This is a genomic window from Sutcliffiella halmapala (assembly GCF_050107295.1).
Taxonomy (GTDB): domain Bacteria; phylum Bacillota; class Bacilli; order Bacillales; family Bacillaceae_I; genus Sutcliffiella_A; species Sutcliffiella_A halmapala_A.
This window is the reverse complement of sequence record NZ_JBNIKR010000022.1, coordinates 1-14,380: the sequence shown is the minus strand read 5'-3', so window position 1 is coordinate 14,380 and position 14,380 is coordinate 1. Positions and strand designations below refer to the sequence as shown.

Here is a 14,380-nt window from a genome sequence, read left to right as displayed (position 1 = left end):
ATTAAAATTTATACAAATTAGACTCTTGTGAATTTTTAATTTTTAGATTATTATAAAATTCAATCATAGCTTATCCATTGATTAGCTTTGTACACAACATAATACCAAGGGGGAAAAAGTACATGAAGTCAAAAAAGAATGTATTTCTTATGCTTCTTCTGTCACTGATGCTTGTTCTATCGGCATGTAGCGGCGGAAACAGCAGCGACAAAACTGATGGGGATACTACTGGTGAAGATGCCGGTAAAGAAGGCGGAGAGTTAGTATTCGTCATCTCTCAAGATGCGCCGACACTTGATCCTCACGGAATGAACGACACTGCGACAACAAACGCAACAACTCAGCTATTTGACCGTTTAACGGAATATGCCGCTGACGGAAGCGTAGTACCTGCACTTGCTGAATCTTTCGAAGCGGTGGATGACACTACTTGGGAATTCAAATTAAAAGAAGGCGTTAAATTCCATGACGGCACTGACTTCAATGCTGATGCTGTTAAAATGACAATCGAACGCATCATCGATCCTGAATTTGCTTCTCCACGTGCTGTAGTATTGAACATGATCACAGAAGTAGTAGTAGTGGATGACTACACTGTTCAATTCAAAACAGAAAAACCATTTGCTCCACTACCAGCTCACTTAGCACATAATGCTGGATCTATCATCGCTCCTTCTGCAATTGAAGAAGAAAACAGCGGCGGTAAAAAAGTTTCCGAAAACCCAGTTGGAACTGGACCTTTCAAATTCGTTTCCTGGTCTACTGGATCTGAAATGATTTTCGAAAAGAATGCTGACTACTGGGGAGAAAAGAAAGCTGCTGTAGATACATTGAAATTCGTAGTAGTTCCTGAGCAAGCTACTCGTATGGCAATGCTTGAAACTGGTGATGCTCATGTAGCACAAGTTGGTGCATCTGATGTTGAGCGTGCTAAAGGAATGGCTGATGTAACAATCACTTCCGAAAAAAGTACTCGTATGGACTATTTAGGTTTCAACATGCAGAAAGCTCCTTACGACAACCTGAAAGTGCGTCAAGCTATCTCCATGGCGATCAACAAATCCGACGTTGTTGACGGAATCCTGGATGGCCAAGGTGTACCAGCTGTAGGACCACTTGCTCCAACAGTTGTAGGTAACTACCAAGAACTTAAACCACTGGATTACGACGTAGAAGCTGCGAAGAAGTTGATGGAAGAAGCTGGATTTGCTGATGGCTTTGAAACTACTCTATTCGTGAACGAAGGAAACAAAGAGCGTTCTGATATTGCTCTTCTTGTACAAGATCAATTAGCTGATATCGGAATCACTGTAAACATCGAAACAATCGAATGGGGTGCATTCCTTGAGAAGACTGCTGCTGGTGAGCATGAGCTATTCATCCTTGGATGGACTACTGTAACAGCTGACGCGGACTATGGTTTATATGCATTGTTCCATTCTTCTGCTTTCGGAGCACCTGGTAACCGTTCTTTCTACAAAAACGAAAGAGTTGACGAACTTCTTGACCTTGGACGTTCTGAAACAGACCAAGCTAAGCGTGACGAAGCATACAAAGAAATCTCTGAAATCCTAGTAGAAGAAGCTCCAATGGTTTACTTGCAACATCCGGACTTCATCTACGGTACAAATGGTGTCGCTTCTGGTTTATTCGTAAACTTCAGTGGTACTCCATTCTTCAAGGATGTAAGACTAAAATAATCGTTTCATAAAGAGATCCTCCGCTTCCTGGAAGTGGAGGATCTTTTCTTTGTCCAATTCTATGCCGACTGAATCTTTTTATAAGAGACAAAGAGGATACTAATCAGAGTGAGTGACAGTAAAACGAAAAAGGCTGGCAATGTCATGGCTTCTGGCAATAGTATGCTTGCAACCATCAACAGTCCACCGATTACCATAGGATAGGATGCAGGACGAATAATTTTATTCCATGCATGATTCATGGAATGGCCTTTTACATGATGGGATGATTGTTCTGGCAGCCTGAATTTTGGAAGAGTATTGGCAGTAGCAATAAGGGAAAATCCGACAATAAGAGGCACCATCATCAGCAGATTGAAGCTGTTTCCGGAAACGGTATAAAGAAGCGCGATATGAAACAGGAAAAACAGAAATGTAAAGGAAAGGAATATGCTTTCCAGTCCGTCTTTATATCTTGCATAGTAGTTTTGCAGTGCCTTTTGTCTGGAAAGCAATAGCAGATTACTATTCAGAATAACCAGGGTTAAAGGAAGCACCCAAACGATTACCTCCTCCCTTCCGTACTTTTCTTCCACTACCTCCATATCCGAACCTAAAAAATATATGCTTGCTCCAAAAGAAATAAGTATAAGCAATGCGATCAGACTTTTTTTCATCATAGGTTTTTTCCTTCCCCCTTGTTTTTGTTAAATTGAATAATCCACTTCATGACATCCTGAAACACACTCGCATTTAATGAATAATACACATACTGTCCTTTTTTCTCGGCAAAAACCAGATTAGCATTTTTCAATACAGACAAATGCTGTGAAATGCCCGGCATGCTCATCTCGAAATGATCCGCAATTTCCCCGACAGTCAGATCCCTGTCACGAAGAATATCCAATATCCTTCTGCGGTTTTCATCAGACAGCGCTTTAAACAAATCATTGATTGACACAGGCGATTCCCCTTTTGAATATTTAAGTAATTACTTATTTAATTATATATTAGTTGTTTTGGGATAAAATTGGAAACCTTTATAAAAAAAAGAATTCTCAAAGTGAGAATCCCAGTTACTTTACTATTTTAAAATATATATTACTCCGCAATCGGAATCCTTATCCTAAAAGAGGTTCCTTTTCCATACTCACTCGAAACATCGATCCTTCCTTTCAGCAATTGAACAATTTGAAAGGAAATAGTCAATCCTATACCAGTTCCCATATCTTTTGTCGAATAGAAAGGCGTTCCGATTCTGCTCAGTTGGGCAGAGGTCATTCCAATTCCGTCATCCGCTATTTCGATAACCGCATTTTCTTTATCGCGGGAAGCATGGACAGATATGTTCCCCCCTTCGCCAATGGCCTCTATTCCGTTCTTGATGATGTTTATCAGAACTTGTTTCACTTCATCCTTATTTGCTTTAATGTATAATTCCTTTTCAATCGAGTGCTCAAAGGTGATGTTCTGGATATTCGTATAAGTGGACATCAGCTGCACCACATTTTCAATCTCCTTTGTCAGATCCATCACATTGAATTCCATCTTGTTCGGTTTTGCAAGAGAGAGATAGTCCTGGATGATGGCTTGAGCCCGATCGAGTTCTCCTATCGATATTTCAATATATTTCTTTTGGGATTCATTCAGATTTTCATCCCTGCTCATCAACTGAAGGAAACCGCGTGTGGAGGTCATCGGATTTCTCACTTCATGCGCAACGGAGGCTGCAAGCTCACTAACTACCTTCAATTTTTCAGATCGCTGTAATTCACGCTGTAAATTCATTTGCATATTCAAATTTTCAATGATAAGCATCACCGTTAACAAGGTCACCCATGTAACCAAGGACACAAGGATCGTGACGAAGATCTCACCATATTCATTTATCAGGATCAGGCGTACAACCCTTGTTAGTGTAATGAAGAAGAATAGAATGCTGACAACCAGAATCTTAATCTTTTTCTCCATACCCCGAAACCACAATGAAAAGATGGATAACAGCACAGCCACGATAGCATAGTTCACCACCATGATCAGAAAGCCAGGTTCATCCAAAACAAACAGATATCCCAGCATAGCAAACAGCAAGGTAATACCCAGGATCCATCCCCCATACATAAACGCAAGGATGATCGGAATGATTTTCTGGTCATAGGTAGCTCCATTGGTCACTTCAATCGGGAAGGACATGGTAAAAATAAGCATAATCAGCAATACCATAAGAAATTCATAATTGATTCTTTTCGTGAAATCCGTTATGCCTTTGCTTAAAAATTGGTGATAAAAAAGGATAGGAAATAAAATGATTAACACATGATATAAAACGTGTCCGATATTTTCAAACATACCAACGCTCCTACAAGCCTAGACTCGACGTTAAATGATGTAACTATTATTACTTCTATTACTTCTCCTTTCGTATCATTTTCTCCTTCTGGCAGGCAAAAGAAAAACCAGCTCAATAGGCTGGTTTTTCTTTATGCATATTTCATTTCCTGTTCTTTCTTAAAGAATTCCTTCATCGCATGAAAAACATCCGGCTTCTGCTTCAGAATATAATGGCGGAACTTTTCATCGTTTACATTCTTATAGGCTGACATGAGAGTCGAGTGCCTATTATACTGATTTACCTCTCCATAGCCGAACATATTGGATACCTTCATCAGCTCCCCTACCAGCTTCACACAGCGTTGATTGTCAGAGGTCAGGTTATCTCCATCGGAAAAGTGGAACGGATAAATATTAAATCGTGTTGGATTGTATTTCGTATCAATAAGTTCCAGAGCTTTTCGATAAGCGGAGGAGCAGATGGTGCCGCCGCTCTCCCCCTTGGAGAAAAAGTCCTCTTCACTTACGACCTTCGCCTCCGTATGGTGGGCGATAAACTCAATCTCCACTGTTTCATACTTCGTGCGCAGAAAGCGTGTCATCCAGAAGAAGAAGCTTCTTGCCATGTATTTCTCCCACATGCCCATGGACCCGCTCGTATCCATCATCATTAGCACCACTGCCTTGGAGTCCGGCTTCACCACTTCATTCCATGTCTTGAATTTCAGGTCCTCCTGAAAGATGGGATGGAAGCTGGCAGTTCCTGTCATGGCATTCCGTTTATATGCCGACATCATGGTACGCTTCTTATCGATATTCCCCATTAATCCGGTGCGTCTTATATCATTGAATTCATAGTGTTCTATTATATTTTCATCTCGTTCCTTCTGTTGCAGATTCGGAAGCTCCAACTGGTTGAATAATGCGGCCTCCAAATCCATCATGGATACTTCCGCCTCATAATAGTCCTCTCCAGCCTGATCTCCTGCTCCCTGCCCTTTTCCTGGACCCTTCTGCTGACCCGACCCGTCCCTGGCAACCACATCGCCTACCTGACTTTCTCCATCACCTTGGCCAACGTGCTTGTTTTTGTCATAATTATAACGAATTCTGTACTCATCTAAAGACCTGATTGGAATCTTTACGACCTCTTTGCCATTTGACATTACAATGTTCTCTTCTGTAATTAGATCTGGCAAATTATTCTTGATAGCCTCCTGGACCTTTTCCTGATGGCGCTTCTGGTCGTCGTGGCCTTTTCGATGGAGGGACCAATCCTCTTTGGATACTACAAAATTCGTCTCATCTGACATCGTCATTTGATATCCCTCCTTTTATTTGGTTAAAAAAACATTTTTACACTTACCGGAACATTTTCGTCATAAGTCACATACAATATCTTGGTGAAATTTTAAAGAGACCAACCTTCTATCGAAAGAAAGGTTGGTTACTCTATCCTATGCACGCAAACGAAATAATTGACAGATTATTTAGATAATTATGCTCTTAATACGTCAAAATTAGACAAGCGTCAATGCTTTCTTAGTATTACTAGATTTATGCGGAGAGCAGCTCGTTTTATACTGATATAGAAAAATAAAAAACCTTCCAGACCTCTGGAAGGTTTTACTCTTTTTCATTTTTTGCATTGTTTTCATACTGCTTTGGATCCCGTTCTTGATCCGTTTTATTCTCCTTAAGCTGCTCCATTTCCTTTGCCAGCTTTTCCATTTCCTTTTCGTTTGGTGCCATTGTATTTTCAATTTCAGTAGATTTTTCTTTTTTCATTCTTATCACCTCTTATTCTTAATTTTCCCATTTTGTGTGGATATGAAACCATTGAGCGTCTTATTATGTCTTCTTACCTATTATGCGAGCTGGAGGAGGGGGATGGACTTGGTATTGTTATAATGAGCTTTTTGGGGAGGGATTAAGGGGAAAAGGCTCGTCATTAAGACTATGATGAGCTTTAGGGTTCTCTATCTTTATGTGAAAAGTCCTTCATTACCCGGATGATGGACTTTTTTTCCGCCATCTCCACGCAAAAAGTCCTTCATAAGCGGCATGATGGACTATTCCGCCGCCCTCTCCATACAAAAAGGCCTTCATCATAACGATGAAGACCAGTAAGTTTATTCTACTCTTGTAATCCACTATCTGTTCAGCAAGCTTCCCACATAGCGCAGCAGGTCATTGGCGGAGGTGGAATTATAGCCATGCTCATCCACCAGGCGTGCCACTACCTCATTAATCTTCTTCAATTGCGTCTCATCGGGGGTCTTTGATGAAGTCGTAATCTTCACCACATCCTTCAGATCAGCAAACAGCTTCTTCTGGATTGCTTCTCTCAGGCGCTCATGGGAGTTGTAGTCAAACCGCTTTCCTTTACGCGCATAGGCGGAGATGCGGATCAGAATCTCTTCACGGAATGCTTTCTTCGCATTTTCGGAAATGCCGATCTGCTCCTCAATGGAACGCATCAGCTTTTCGTCTGCACTCATTTCTTCCCCTGTTAGCTGATCTCGCAGCTTTGCTTTATTGCAAAATGCTTCCACGTTATCCAGGTAATTATCCATCAATGTCTTCGCTGACTCTTCATACGAATACACAAACGCTTTCTGGACTTCCTTCTTCGCAATATTATCATATTCTTTTCTGGCAACCGAAATGAAGTTCAGGAATCGCTCACGATCCTCATTCGAAATCGAGGCATGCTGATCCAATCCTTCTTTCAAAGAACGCAATACATCAAGCGCATTGATGGATGGTACCTCTTTTCGAATAATCGTGGACGAAATACGGTTAATGACATAACGAGGATCGATTCCACTCATACCTTCATCCCCATACTCCTTTTTCAGCTCCTGAATATCGACCGAGTTGAAGCCCTCCACCGACTCTCCATCATACAGGCGCATCTTTTTAACCAGGTCAATGTCACCGCGCTTGGCTTCCTTCAAGCGTGTCAGAATCGTAAACATCGCTGCCACCCTTAAAGTATGAGGGGCAATATGCACATTAGCTACATCGCTCTCATTGATCATCTTCTCATAAATTCTTTCTTCTTCAGAAAGCCTCAAATTATATGGAACAGGCATGACGATAATACGTGAATGCAATGCCTCATTCTTCTTATTGGCAATAAACGAACGATATTCCGTTTCATTCGTATGCGCCACAATCAATTCATCCGCACTGATGAGTGCAAATCGCCCAGCCTTGAAATTCCCCTCCTGCGTCAAGGACAATAAGTGCCATAGAAACTTCTCATCGCACTTTAGCATCTCCTGGAATTCCATCATCCCACGGTTCGCCTTATTGAGCTCCCCATCAAAACGATAGGCACGCGGATCGGATTCAGAACCAAACTCCGCAATGGTTGAAAAGTCGATACTGCCAGTCAAATCTGCAATATCCTGCGACTTCGGATCGGATGGACTGAAGGTACCGATACCGACACGCTGATTCTCTGATAGGAAAATCCGCTCAACCAATACATCCTCAATACGTCCCCCATATTCTTTTTCAAGCCTCATCATATTTAATGGCGAGAGATTGCCTTCAATTCGAATGCCATATTCCTGATAGAAGTCATCCCTTAAATGGTGCGGGATCAGATGAAGTGGATCTTCATGCATCGGGCACCCCTTGATCGCAAAGATTGCTCCACGTTCTGTATGGGAATACTGCTCCAACCCTCTTTTTAAAATGGTGACGAGCGTAGATTTCCCCCCACTGACAGGTCCCATCAGAAGAAGAATCCTTTTCCGGACATCCAACCGCTTTGCTGCTGGATGGAAATACTCCTCTACCAAGCGCTCCAATGCTTCCTCCAGGCCGAACAAAGCACTGCTGAAGAAATTATACTTCCGCTGGCCATTTACCTCTTCCACACCAGCATCTTTGATCATATTGTAAACCCTTGAATGAGCGGATTGCGCTACCCATGGTTCCCTTTTTATAATCTCCAAGTACTCTCCGAAGGTTCCTTCCCACTTCAGCCGCTGTTCTTCTTCCCGATACTTTTCAATTTTTCTTAAAATATCCATAAGGACCTCCCCTTTATTACATCTTCAAGAGCGTGATTGCGTGATTAATATACTCTATGCTCATCCTGAATGAAACATGCTAAGAAAAGCGGAGCCGGCTCGCTCAGCCCCGACAAGCTTAAGGCGATTTTCGGAAGAGGTCGTACTTTGACCTCATCCGGAAATTGACTTAAGACCTCGAGGGGCTAGCCGGCGGAGCTAGACAATGAAAAGCGGAGCCGACTCCTCAGCCCCGACTTAAAAAAGCCTGTCATAAATTATCCACACATTCCATTCACATTACTTGTCCTTTGGGATATAATATAGATAGTATGCTTACTTGAAACTACCTTACATAAGGAGGAATTAACGATGGGAACAAGCGGATTCTTGATTCTTGCCGTATGCCTTGCATTCCTTACAGCAATTTTCACTGCTGGCTTTGAAGGAAAACCAGGTACTCGTAAAAAGTAATTAGAGCACATACAAAAAAGGCCTCCACATGGAAGGCCTTTTCTATTTATACTTCCGGACACTCGATGGAAAGATCCGGATAGCCCTGCTGACGCAAAGCTTCATATATTAATATAGCTGCTGTGTTCGATAGGTTCAACGAACGGACATTGGTCGTCATCGGCAAACGCAGGCACTGCTCTAAATTGCTCTGAATCAAGTCCTTTGGCAAACCGGTCGTCTCTCTCCCGAAAACAAAGAAATATTCCTTATCCAGACTACTGTAATCAAAAGAGCTATGCGGCTTTGTTCCATATTTGGTAATATAGAAAAATTTCGCTTCCTTGTTCTTTTCAAACAACTCATCCAAAGAATCGTAATACAACACGTTCACAAATTCCCAATAATCCAGGCCTGCTCTTTTCAGCATTTTATCATCTGTTGAAAAGCCCAAAGGTCGGATCAGGTGCAAAGTAGTGTTCGTAGCTGCACAAGTACGTGCAATGTTTCCTGTATTAGCCGGAATCTCTGGTTGATATAGTACAACATGTAATCCCACAATCGTCACCTCAATTTATACCTCAAATATTTCCTATACAACAATACCTTTTTATTGAATGAGAATCAACCTTTAATTCCTGTCGATGATATGAAAAAACTTGTATTTGATATTTGGTGTATAAGCGGTTGAATCCTCATACTTCCAATACCGCATTCTACTATTATAAGTGTGTGCATTTACCAGTGGTTCGTTATTCGGGTCCTTGGCTACTACTATCGTATTGTGGTCAAATCGCCCATCACCTTCAAAATCATAACAGATGACATCCCCTGGCATGAGCAGATCAGCACGTTCCACCTCTCTTGACTTCATCCCTGATTTGGCAGTAGGGAGGTACCAGCGGAGGGCATTCGCAACAGTCCACGTATAGCTCCAATCTTTGTTCCTCATCCACCACGCACCGCTTTTTTTCGGATATCCAACCATTGGAGCTCCGCCTTCATGCAAGCACTGAGAGATATAATTTGTACAGTCCACATCAAATTTCTTGTACTTCGGATTAAAAGTGTTCCACCATTGCTCCGCATAGCGAACCGCTTCCATCCTATTGTAAGTAAACCTCACATTTCTATCCGCTTCTTCCTCCTCCATGGAGGGAAGGGAAACATCCTGTATATTCCCTCCCTCTTCATGCAAGGGTATATCCTGGATGATATCCTGCCCGTGCCAAACTGCATAGCGGTGATCCGCTTCTTCCTCCATATACAGCTCTTCCTTAAGCTTTATGAGATACCTCACATGCACTTCATATATGGCTGCCTCCTCGTCCATATCCCTGTTCATGGATAGGATTCTCCCCGTTGCGTAACATTTCACGATTTCCGCACCTCGCCTGCGATGCATCTCCTGCTTACTACAAATAGTCTCCTCATTAATAATAGCTCTACCTGAATGCTTGCTTTTAGATACATATTGTTCCAACCTTTTCTGTATATGCAGCATAAGCTTCTCCCTCATGTACAACCCTCCATCATATTATCCTTATATTCATAGTATGATGGGGGATTGATAAACATTAGAAAAAGTTGGAATACAAAAAAGACGAGAGTTTCACCCCTCGCCTTTTAGCATCTCCATCCCTTTATCGATTTCAAACCGTACATCCTCGTCCTGTTCTGTCTCTTTAAGCTTGATTAATGCTTCCATCGCAGATATATCTCCTATCTTTCCGACAGCCCAAGCAGCAGTACCACGAATAACAGGCCTAGTATCATGCTTCATTAAGTCCAATAGATCAGGAACAGCCGTCTTGTCCTTAAAATGTGCCAGCGCCAGAATGGCATTACGTTGAATAGGCTTCTTCCCTCTCCACGAACCTGATATCCTTCCAAACGTATCCTTGAATTCCCTATTTGATATTGTAAGAAGAGGCTTCAGCTTTGGCTTCACAATTTCAGGATCGGGCTCCATTTCAGGATGCAAATGAAAGTCCATCCCCTTGTTTTCTGGACATACCGTCTGACATGTATCACAGCCATAAAGTCGATTACCAATCTTTGTTCGATACTCCTCTGCAAGAAAACCTTTCGTCTGCGTCAAAAACGCAATGCATTTATTCGAATCGAGCTGTCCACCTTGAACAAGCGCACCTGTCGGACACACCTCCACACATTTATTGCATGTACCGCAATTATCCTCCAAAGGCTGATCAGATTCAAAGGCAATGGTCGTAATCATTTCCCCAAGATACACATAAGACCCAAACTCAGGTGTAATGATTGCACAGTTTTTACCGCTCCAGCCAATCCCTGCACGTTCCGCAACTGCACGGTCACTAAGCTCACCGGTATCAACCATTGATTTCATAGATGCATCAGGCTGTTTCTCCCTAATGAATGCCTCCAACTGTTGGAGCTTGTCCCTCAAAATATGGTGATAATCCACTCCCCAGGAAGCACGACAGAAAATCCCTCTCCGATCCTCCCGTGTACTCCGTGGAGCATCCTTCAGCTTCGACGGATAGGCCAATGCGATGGCAATAATTGATTTAGCACGTGGAAGCAGCAATTCAGGATTCGTCCTCTTCTCAATATCGGACTCCTCAAAGCCAGACTGAAACCCGTTTTCCTGCTGCACTCGCAACCTCTCTTTCAACCCGGTAAAAACACCTGCACTTGCAAATCCGATTTTATCGATACCTATCTCTTTGCTAAATGCAATTATCTCGTCCTTCAGCTTCTGGTTGGCTATATTCAAAATAAACACCTCCTTTATTAAAACGGCTAGAAGCCTTTCTTTTTTTAATCATTTCTATATCCTAAACCAAATATGATACACTTACCATATTGAAAAGAATGGAAGGGATGAAAAGTATGCAAGTAACGCTGGAATCTACAGTCAAAGAACTTATCCCCAATGCAAAATTCGGTATCATATTCTATGAAGATATCACAATTGGCAGCTCCCCTCAAATGTTGAAAGGAAGGATCCGCCTTTTTCAGGAATCCTTGAACATAGACCTGCTTGGGAAAGAAATGAAAGACATACCGGGAATCATGGAATGGCGTTCTGTCTTTAAGCGAACTGGCACGGACCCTTCCAGATATCGCCCATCAGTTGAAGCCCTTTATCGCCGTATAAAAAAAGGACAGTTCCTGGAGCCTTACAACTCTGCTGTAGACCTGAATAATTTCTTCTCCCTGAAATACGAAATCCCCCTAGGCATCTATGATTCCACAAAGATAAGCGGGGATATCTCCATCACAATTGGAGAGCAAGAAAGCAATTACCAAGGACTCAATGGCCGGGAAATCAGCCTCAAGAACATGGTACATACAAAAGACGCCACAAGCTCCTTCGGCAGTCCCTTTGTAGACAGTCAAAGAACCGCCATCACAGAAGCCACCACCTCAGCAATACACATCATATATCTTAAGCCCTCCATGGACATTACAGAGTGCCAGGAAATGCTGGACGCCATTCTAAAAATGTTCACCCAGGTCCATGGCGGCTCGGGACGCGGTCTCTTGTTGGAAACAGGTTCCTTGTCCCACATAAACAACAGTATATAAATCGAGAGCCTCTTCATTTAACAAGAAGGGGCCTTTTGCATCCGCTGCCTTGCCTTATATGTAAAAACTAAAAAACGCAATGCATCGTTTTCAAGAAACGAGACACTGCGTTATATACTATGTATGGAGCGGGTGATGGGAATCGAACCCACGACATCAGCTTGGAAGGCTGAGGTTTTACCATTAAACTACACCCGCATAGACAGGTTCGAGAACTTGTCTATAAAATAAGTACCGGTGGCCGGGGTCGAACCGGCACTCCAGAGGAACACGATTTTGAGTCGTGCGCGTCTGCCAATTCCGCCACACCGGCATAACAATAAAGCAACTATTCAAATGGTGCCGAGGACCGGAATCGAACCGGTACGGTAGTCACCTACCGCAGGATTTTAAGTCCTGTGCGTCTGCCAGTTCCGCCACCCCGGCTTATATCTATATAAGCCTTCGTTTTTTGAATAGTGGAGGTGGCAACCGGATTTGAACCGGTGATAAAGGTTTTGCAGACCTTGGCCTTACCACTTGGCTATGCCACCTGAATGTTATATGGAGCGGAAGACGGGATTCGAACCCGCGACCCCCACCTTGGCAAGGTGGTGTTCTACCACTGAACTACTTCCGCAAAATGGCTGGGCTAGCTGGATTCGAACCAACGCATGTCGCAGTCAAAGTGCGATGCCTTACCGCTTGGCTATAGCCCAATAATATTGCTTTTAGCTTTTAGCTTTTAATATTTATGCTATTTGTATTGATCTATATGACTAAATCAATCATTAAAAAAATAATGGGGCGACTGATGGGAATCGAACCCACGAATGCCTGAACCACAATCAGGTGCGTTAACCACTTCGCCACAACCGCCACAATTAATATAAAATTGGCAGGGGCAGTAGGAATCGAACCCACACCGGAGGTTTTGGAGACCTCTGTTCTACCGTTAAACTATGCCCCTATAGATGAATATGTTACTATTTTTTAGAAAATGGTGGAGGGGGGCAGATTCGAACTGCCGAACCCGAAGGAGCGGATTTACAGTCCGCCGCGTTTAGCCACTTCGCTACCCCTCCATATATGTGGTGCCGGCGATAGGAGTCGAACCCACGACCTACTGATTACAAGTCAGTTGCTCTACCAACTGAGCTACACCGGCAAATGAAAACTTTTCAAGGAAAATGGTGGCTCGGGACGGAATCGAACCGCCGACACATGGATTTTCAGTCCATTGCTCTACCAACTGAGCTACCGAGCCTTAAAAATGGCGGTCCCGACCGGGATCGAACCGGCGATCTCCTGCGTGACAGGCAGGCATGTTAACCGCTACACCACGGGACCATTTTGGTTGCGGGGACAGGATTTGAACCTGCGACCTTCGGGTTATGAGCCCGACGAGCTACCAGACTGCTCCACCCCGCGATAATACTAATTAAGTTAGAATACTTATGCTTATTTCAACCGACTGTCCCTACCTCTAAAAGGTGATTCAGGGATGTATAATCGATCGGTACAACTCGAAGTGATTTCAAGAAGCATATGCTCGTTGCTCCACCCCGCGATAACAATAATTAAGTTTTACCTTATAGTATTCTATAAAAACTTAATGGTGGAGGATGACGGGATCGAACCGCCGACCCTCTGCTTGTAAGGCAGATGCTCTCCCAGCTGAGCTAATCCTCCAATGTAATATTTTTTTCGTTAGTGCGAAAAAAATATGGTGACCCGTACGGGATTCGAACCCGTGTTACCGCCGTGAAAGGGCGGTGTCTTAACCGCTTGACCAACGGGCCAATAAATAATGGCGGAGAGCAAGGGATTTGAACCCTTGAGACGGCGTTGACCGTCTACACGATTTCCAATCGTGCTCCTTCGGCCACTCGGACAGCTCTCCATAATATGGCTCCACCAGTAGGATTCGAACCTACGACCCTTCGGTTAACAGCCGAATGCTCTACCGCTGAGCTATGGTGGATCAATATCAGCCTGGCAACGTCCTACTCTCACAGGGGGACAGCCCCCAACTACCATCGGCGCTGAAGAGCTTAACTTCCGTGTTCGGTATGGGAACGGGTGTGGCCTCTTCGCCATCATTACCAGACAAATATTATTATAATATATCTTTGAAGAAAATCAAGCATTTTTTTGCTATATTCCTTCAAAACTAGATAACGTTTTTTCTTATCAAGATTCACAAATTATCGTTCATTGTTTTTGGGTTAAGTCCTCGATCGATTAGTATTCGTCAGCTCCACATGTCGCCATGCTTCCACCTCGAACCTATCTACCTGATCATCTTTCAGGGATCTTACTTACCGAAGTAAAAGG

General features: G+C 43.1%; 11 protein-coding genes, 17 tRNA genes and 2 rRNA genes. 2 read left to right on the top strand and 28 right to left on the bottom strand.

Going from position 1 to position 14,380, the window contains the following annotated elements; all coding sequences use genetic code 11:
- The first annotated feature begins 122 nt into the window (after window positions 1-122).
- Window positions 123-1,700: a glutathione ABC transporter substrate-binding protein gene (locus ACQCT5_RS22400; protein ID WP_499645290.1), complete on the top strand. Its 1,578-nt coding sequence runs from the start codon at window positions 123-125 to the stop codon at window positions 1,698-1,700.
- A 59-nt stretch (window positions 1,701-1,759) separates the two neighbouring features.
- Here the strand turns inward: ACQCT5_RS22400 and ACQCT5_RS22395 are convergent, their stop codons facing one another.
- The 9 genes from ACQCT5_RS22395 to queG all read right to left on the bottom strand — a co-directional run bounded on the left by ACQCT5_RS22395 (window position 1,760) and on the right by queG (window position 11,243).
- A complete protein-coding gene (locus tag ACQCT5_RS22395; protein WP_499645288.1) occupies window positions 1,760-2,359 on the bottom strand; it encodes an SdpI family protein in 600 nt (199 codons plus the stop codon).
- Window positions 2,356-2,640, bottom strand: a complete 285-nt coding sequence (locus ACQCT5_RS22390; RefSeq protein WP_499645286.1) for an autorepressor SdpR family transcription factor — start codon at window positions 2,638-2,640, stop codon at window positions 2,356-2,358. The genes ACQCT5_RS22395 and ACQCT5_RS22390 overlap by 4 nt, the downstream gene beginning before the upstream one ends.
- 140 nt (window positions 2,641-2,780) lie before the next feature.
- A complete protein-coding gene (locus tag ACQCT5_RS22385) occupies window positions 2,781-4,028 on the bottom strand; it encodes an ATP-binding protein (protein ID WP_499645284.1) in 1,248 nt (415 codons plus the stop codon).
- 131 nt (window positions 4,029-4,159) lie between these two features.
- Window positions 4,160-5,329, bottom strand: coding sequence for a sporulation protein YhbH (gene yhbH, locus ACQCT5_RS22380; RefSeq protein ID WP_417897573.1), 1,170 nt, complete (start codon window positions 5,327-5,329; stop codon window positions 4,160-4,162).
- Between the two features lie 307 nt (window positions 5,330-5,636).
- The gene (locus ACQCT5_RS22375; protein WP_499645282.1) at window positions 5,637-5,798 is read right to left on the bottom strand and encodes a hypothetical protein; all 162 of its coding nucleotides are present in this window, start codon (window positions 5,796-5,798) and stop codon (window positions 5,637-5,639) included.
- Between the two features lie 365 nt (window positions 5,799-6,163).
- Window positions 6,164-8,059, bottom strand: a complete 1,896-nt coding sequence (locus ACQCT5_RS22370) for a PrkA family serine protein kinase (RefSeq protein WP_499645280.1) — start codon at window positions 8,057-8,059, stop codon at window positions 6,164-6,166.
- A 499-nt stretch (window positions 8,060-8,558) separates the two neighbouring features.
- Window positions 8,559-9,059, bottom strand: a complete 501-nt coding sequence (gene trmL, locus ACQCT5_RS22365; protein WP_499645279.1) for a tRNA (uridine(34)/cytosine(34)/5-carboxymethylaminomethyluridine(34)-2'-O)-methyltransferase TrmL — start codon at window positions 9,057-9,059, stop codon at window positions 8,559-8,561.
- 63 nt (window positions 9,060-9,122) lie between these two features.
- The gene (locus ACQCT5_RS22360) at window positions 9,123-10,010 is read right to left on the bottom strand and encodes an amidase domain-containing protein (RefSeq protein WP_499645278.1); all 888 of its coding nucleotides are present in this window, start codon (window positions 10,008-10,010) and stop codon (window positions 9,123-9,125) included.
- A gap of 93 nt (window positions 10,011-10,103) precedes the next feature.
- A complete protein-coding gene (gene queG, locus ACQCT5_RS22355) occupies window positions 10,104-11,243 on the bottom strand; it encodes a tRNA epoxyqueuosine(34) reductase QueG (RefSeq protein ID WP_499645325.1) in 1,140 nt (379 codons plus the stop codon).
- Window positions 11,244-11,365: 122 nt separating this feature from the next.
- On the opposite strand from queG, the gene ACQCT5_RS22350 reads away from it, so the two are divergent.
- Window positions 11,366-12,064, top strand: a complete 699-nt coding sequence (locus ACQCT5_RS22350) for a B3/B4 domain-containing protein (RefSeq protein WP_499645277.1) — start codon at window positions 11,366-11,368, stop codon at window positions 12,062-12,064.
- 124 nt (window positions 12,065-12,188) lie between these two features.
- Here ACQCT5_RS22350 and ACQCT5_RS22345 read toward each other — a convergent pair.
- The 19 genes from ACQCT5_RS22345 to ACQCT5_RS22255 all read right to left on the bottom strand — a co-directional run.
- Window positions 12,189-12,262: transfer RNA gene (locus ACQCT5_RS22345), tRNA-Gly, on the bottom strand.
- Between the two features lie 34 nt (window positions 12,263-12,296).
- Window positions 12,297-12,377: transfer RNA gene (locus ACQCT5_RS22340), tRNA-Leu, on the bottom strand.
- Between the two features lie 24 nt (window positions 12,378-12,401).
- Window positions 12,402-12,490: transfer RNA gene (locus tag ACQCT5_RS22335), tRNA-Leu, on the bottom strand.
- A 33-nt stretch (window positions 12,491-12,523) separates the two neighbouring features.
- A tRNA-Cys gene (locus ACQCT5_RS22330) sits at window positions 12,524-12,597 on the bottom strand.
- An 11-nt stretch (window positions 12,598-12,608) separates the two neighbouring features.
- Window positions 12,609-12,683, bottom strand: a tRNA-Gly gene (locus tag ACQCT5_RS22325).
- Between the two features lie 4 nt (window positions 12,684-12,687).
- Window positions 12,688-12,762 (bottom strand) — tRNA-Gln (locus ACQCT5_RS22320).
- An 84-nt stretch (window positions 12,763-12,846) separates the two neighbouring features.
- Window positions 12,847-12,922, bottom strand: a tRNA-His gene (locus tag ACQCT5_RS22315).
- A 17-nt stretch (window positions 12,923-12,939) separates the two neighbouring features.
- Window positions 12,940-13,013 (bottom strand) — tRNA-Trp (locus ACQCT5_RS22310).
- A 31-nt stretch (window positions 13,014-13,044) separates the two neighbouring features.
- Window positions 13,045-13,128: transfer RNA gene (locus ACQCT5_RS22305), tRNA-Tyr, on the bottom strand.
- Between the two features lie 7 nt (window positions 13,129-13,135).
- Window positions 13,136-13,211: transfer RNA gene (locus tag ACQCT5_RS22300), tRNA-Thr, on the bottom strand.
- A 23-nt stretch (window positions 13,212-13,234) separates the two neighbouring features.
- Window positions 13,235-13,310 (bottom strand) — tRNA-Phe (locus ACQCT5_RS22295).
- Between the two features lie 7 nt (window positions 13,311-13,317).
- Window positions 13,318-13,393, bottom strand: a tRNA-Asp gene (locus tag ACQCT5_RS22290).
- A 4-nt stretch (window positions 13,394-13,397) separates the two neighbouring features.
- A tRNA-Met gene (locus tag ACQCT5_RS22285) sits at window positions 13,398-13,474 on the bottom strand.
- Window positions 13,475-13,659: 185 nt separating this feature from the next.
- Window positions 13,660-13,735, bottom strand: a tRNA-Val gene (locus tag ACQCT5_RS22280).
- 35 nt (window positions 13,736-13,770) lie between these two features.
- Window positions 13,771-13,845, bottom strand: a tRNA-Glu gene (locus ACQCT5_RS22275).
- A gap of 9 nt (window positions 13,846-13,854) precedes the next feature.
- Window positions 13,855-13,946: transfer RNA gene (locus ACQCT5_RS22270), tRNA-Ser, on the bottom strand.
- A 6-nt stretch (window positions 13,947-13,952) separates the two neighbouring features.
- Window positions 13,953-14,027, bottom strand: a tRNA-Asn gene (locus tag ACQCT5_RS22265).
- A gap of 9 nt (window positions 14,028-14,036) precedes the next feature.
- Window positions 14,037-14,153 (bottom strand): 5S ribosomal RNA (gene rrf / locus ACQCT5_RS22260).
- A gap of 114 nt (window positions 14,154-14,267) precedes the next feature.
- Window positions 14,268-14,380, bottom strand: a 23S ribosomal RNA gene (locus ACQCT5_RS22255); the annotation flags it as partial.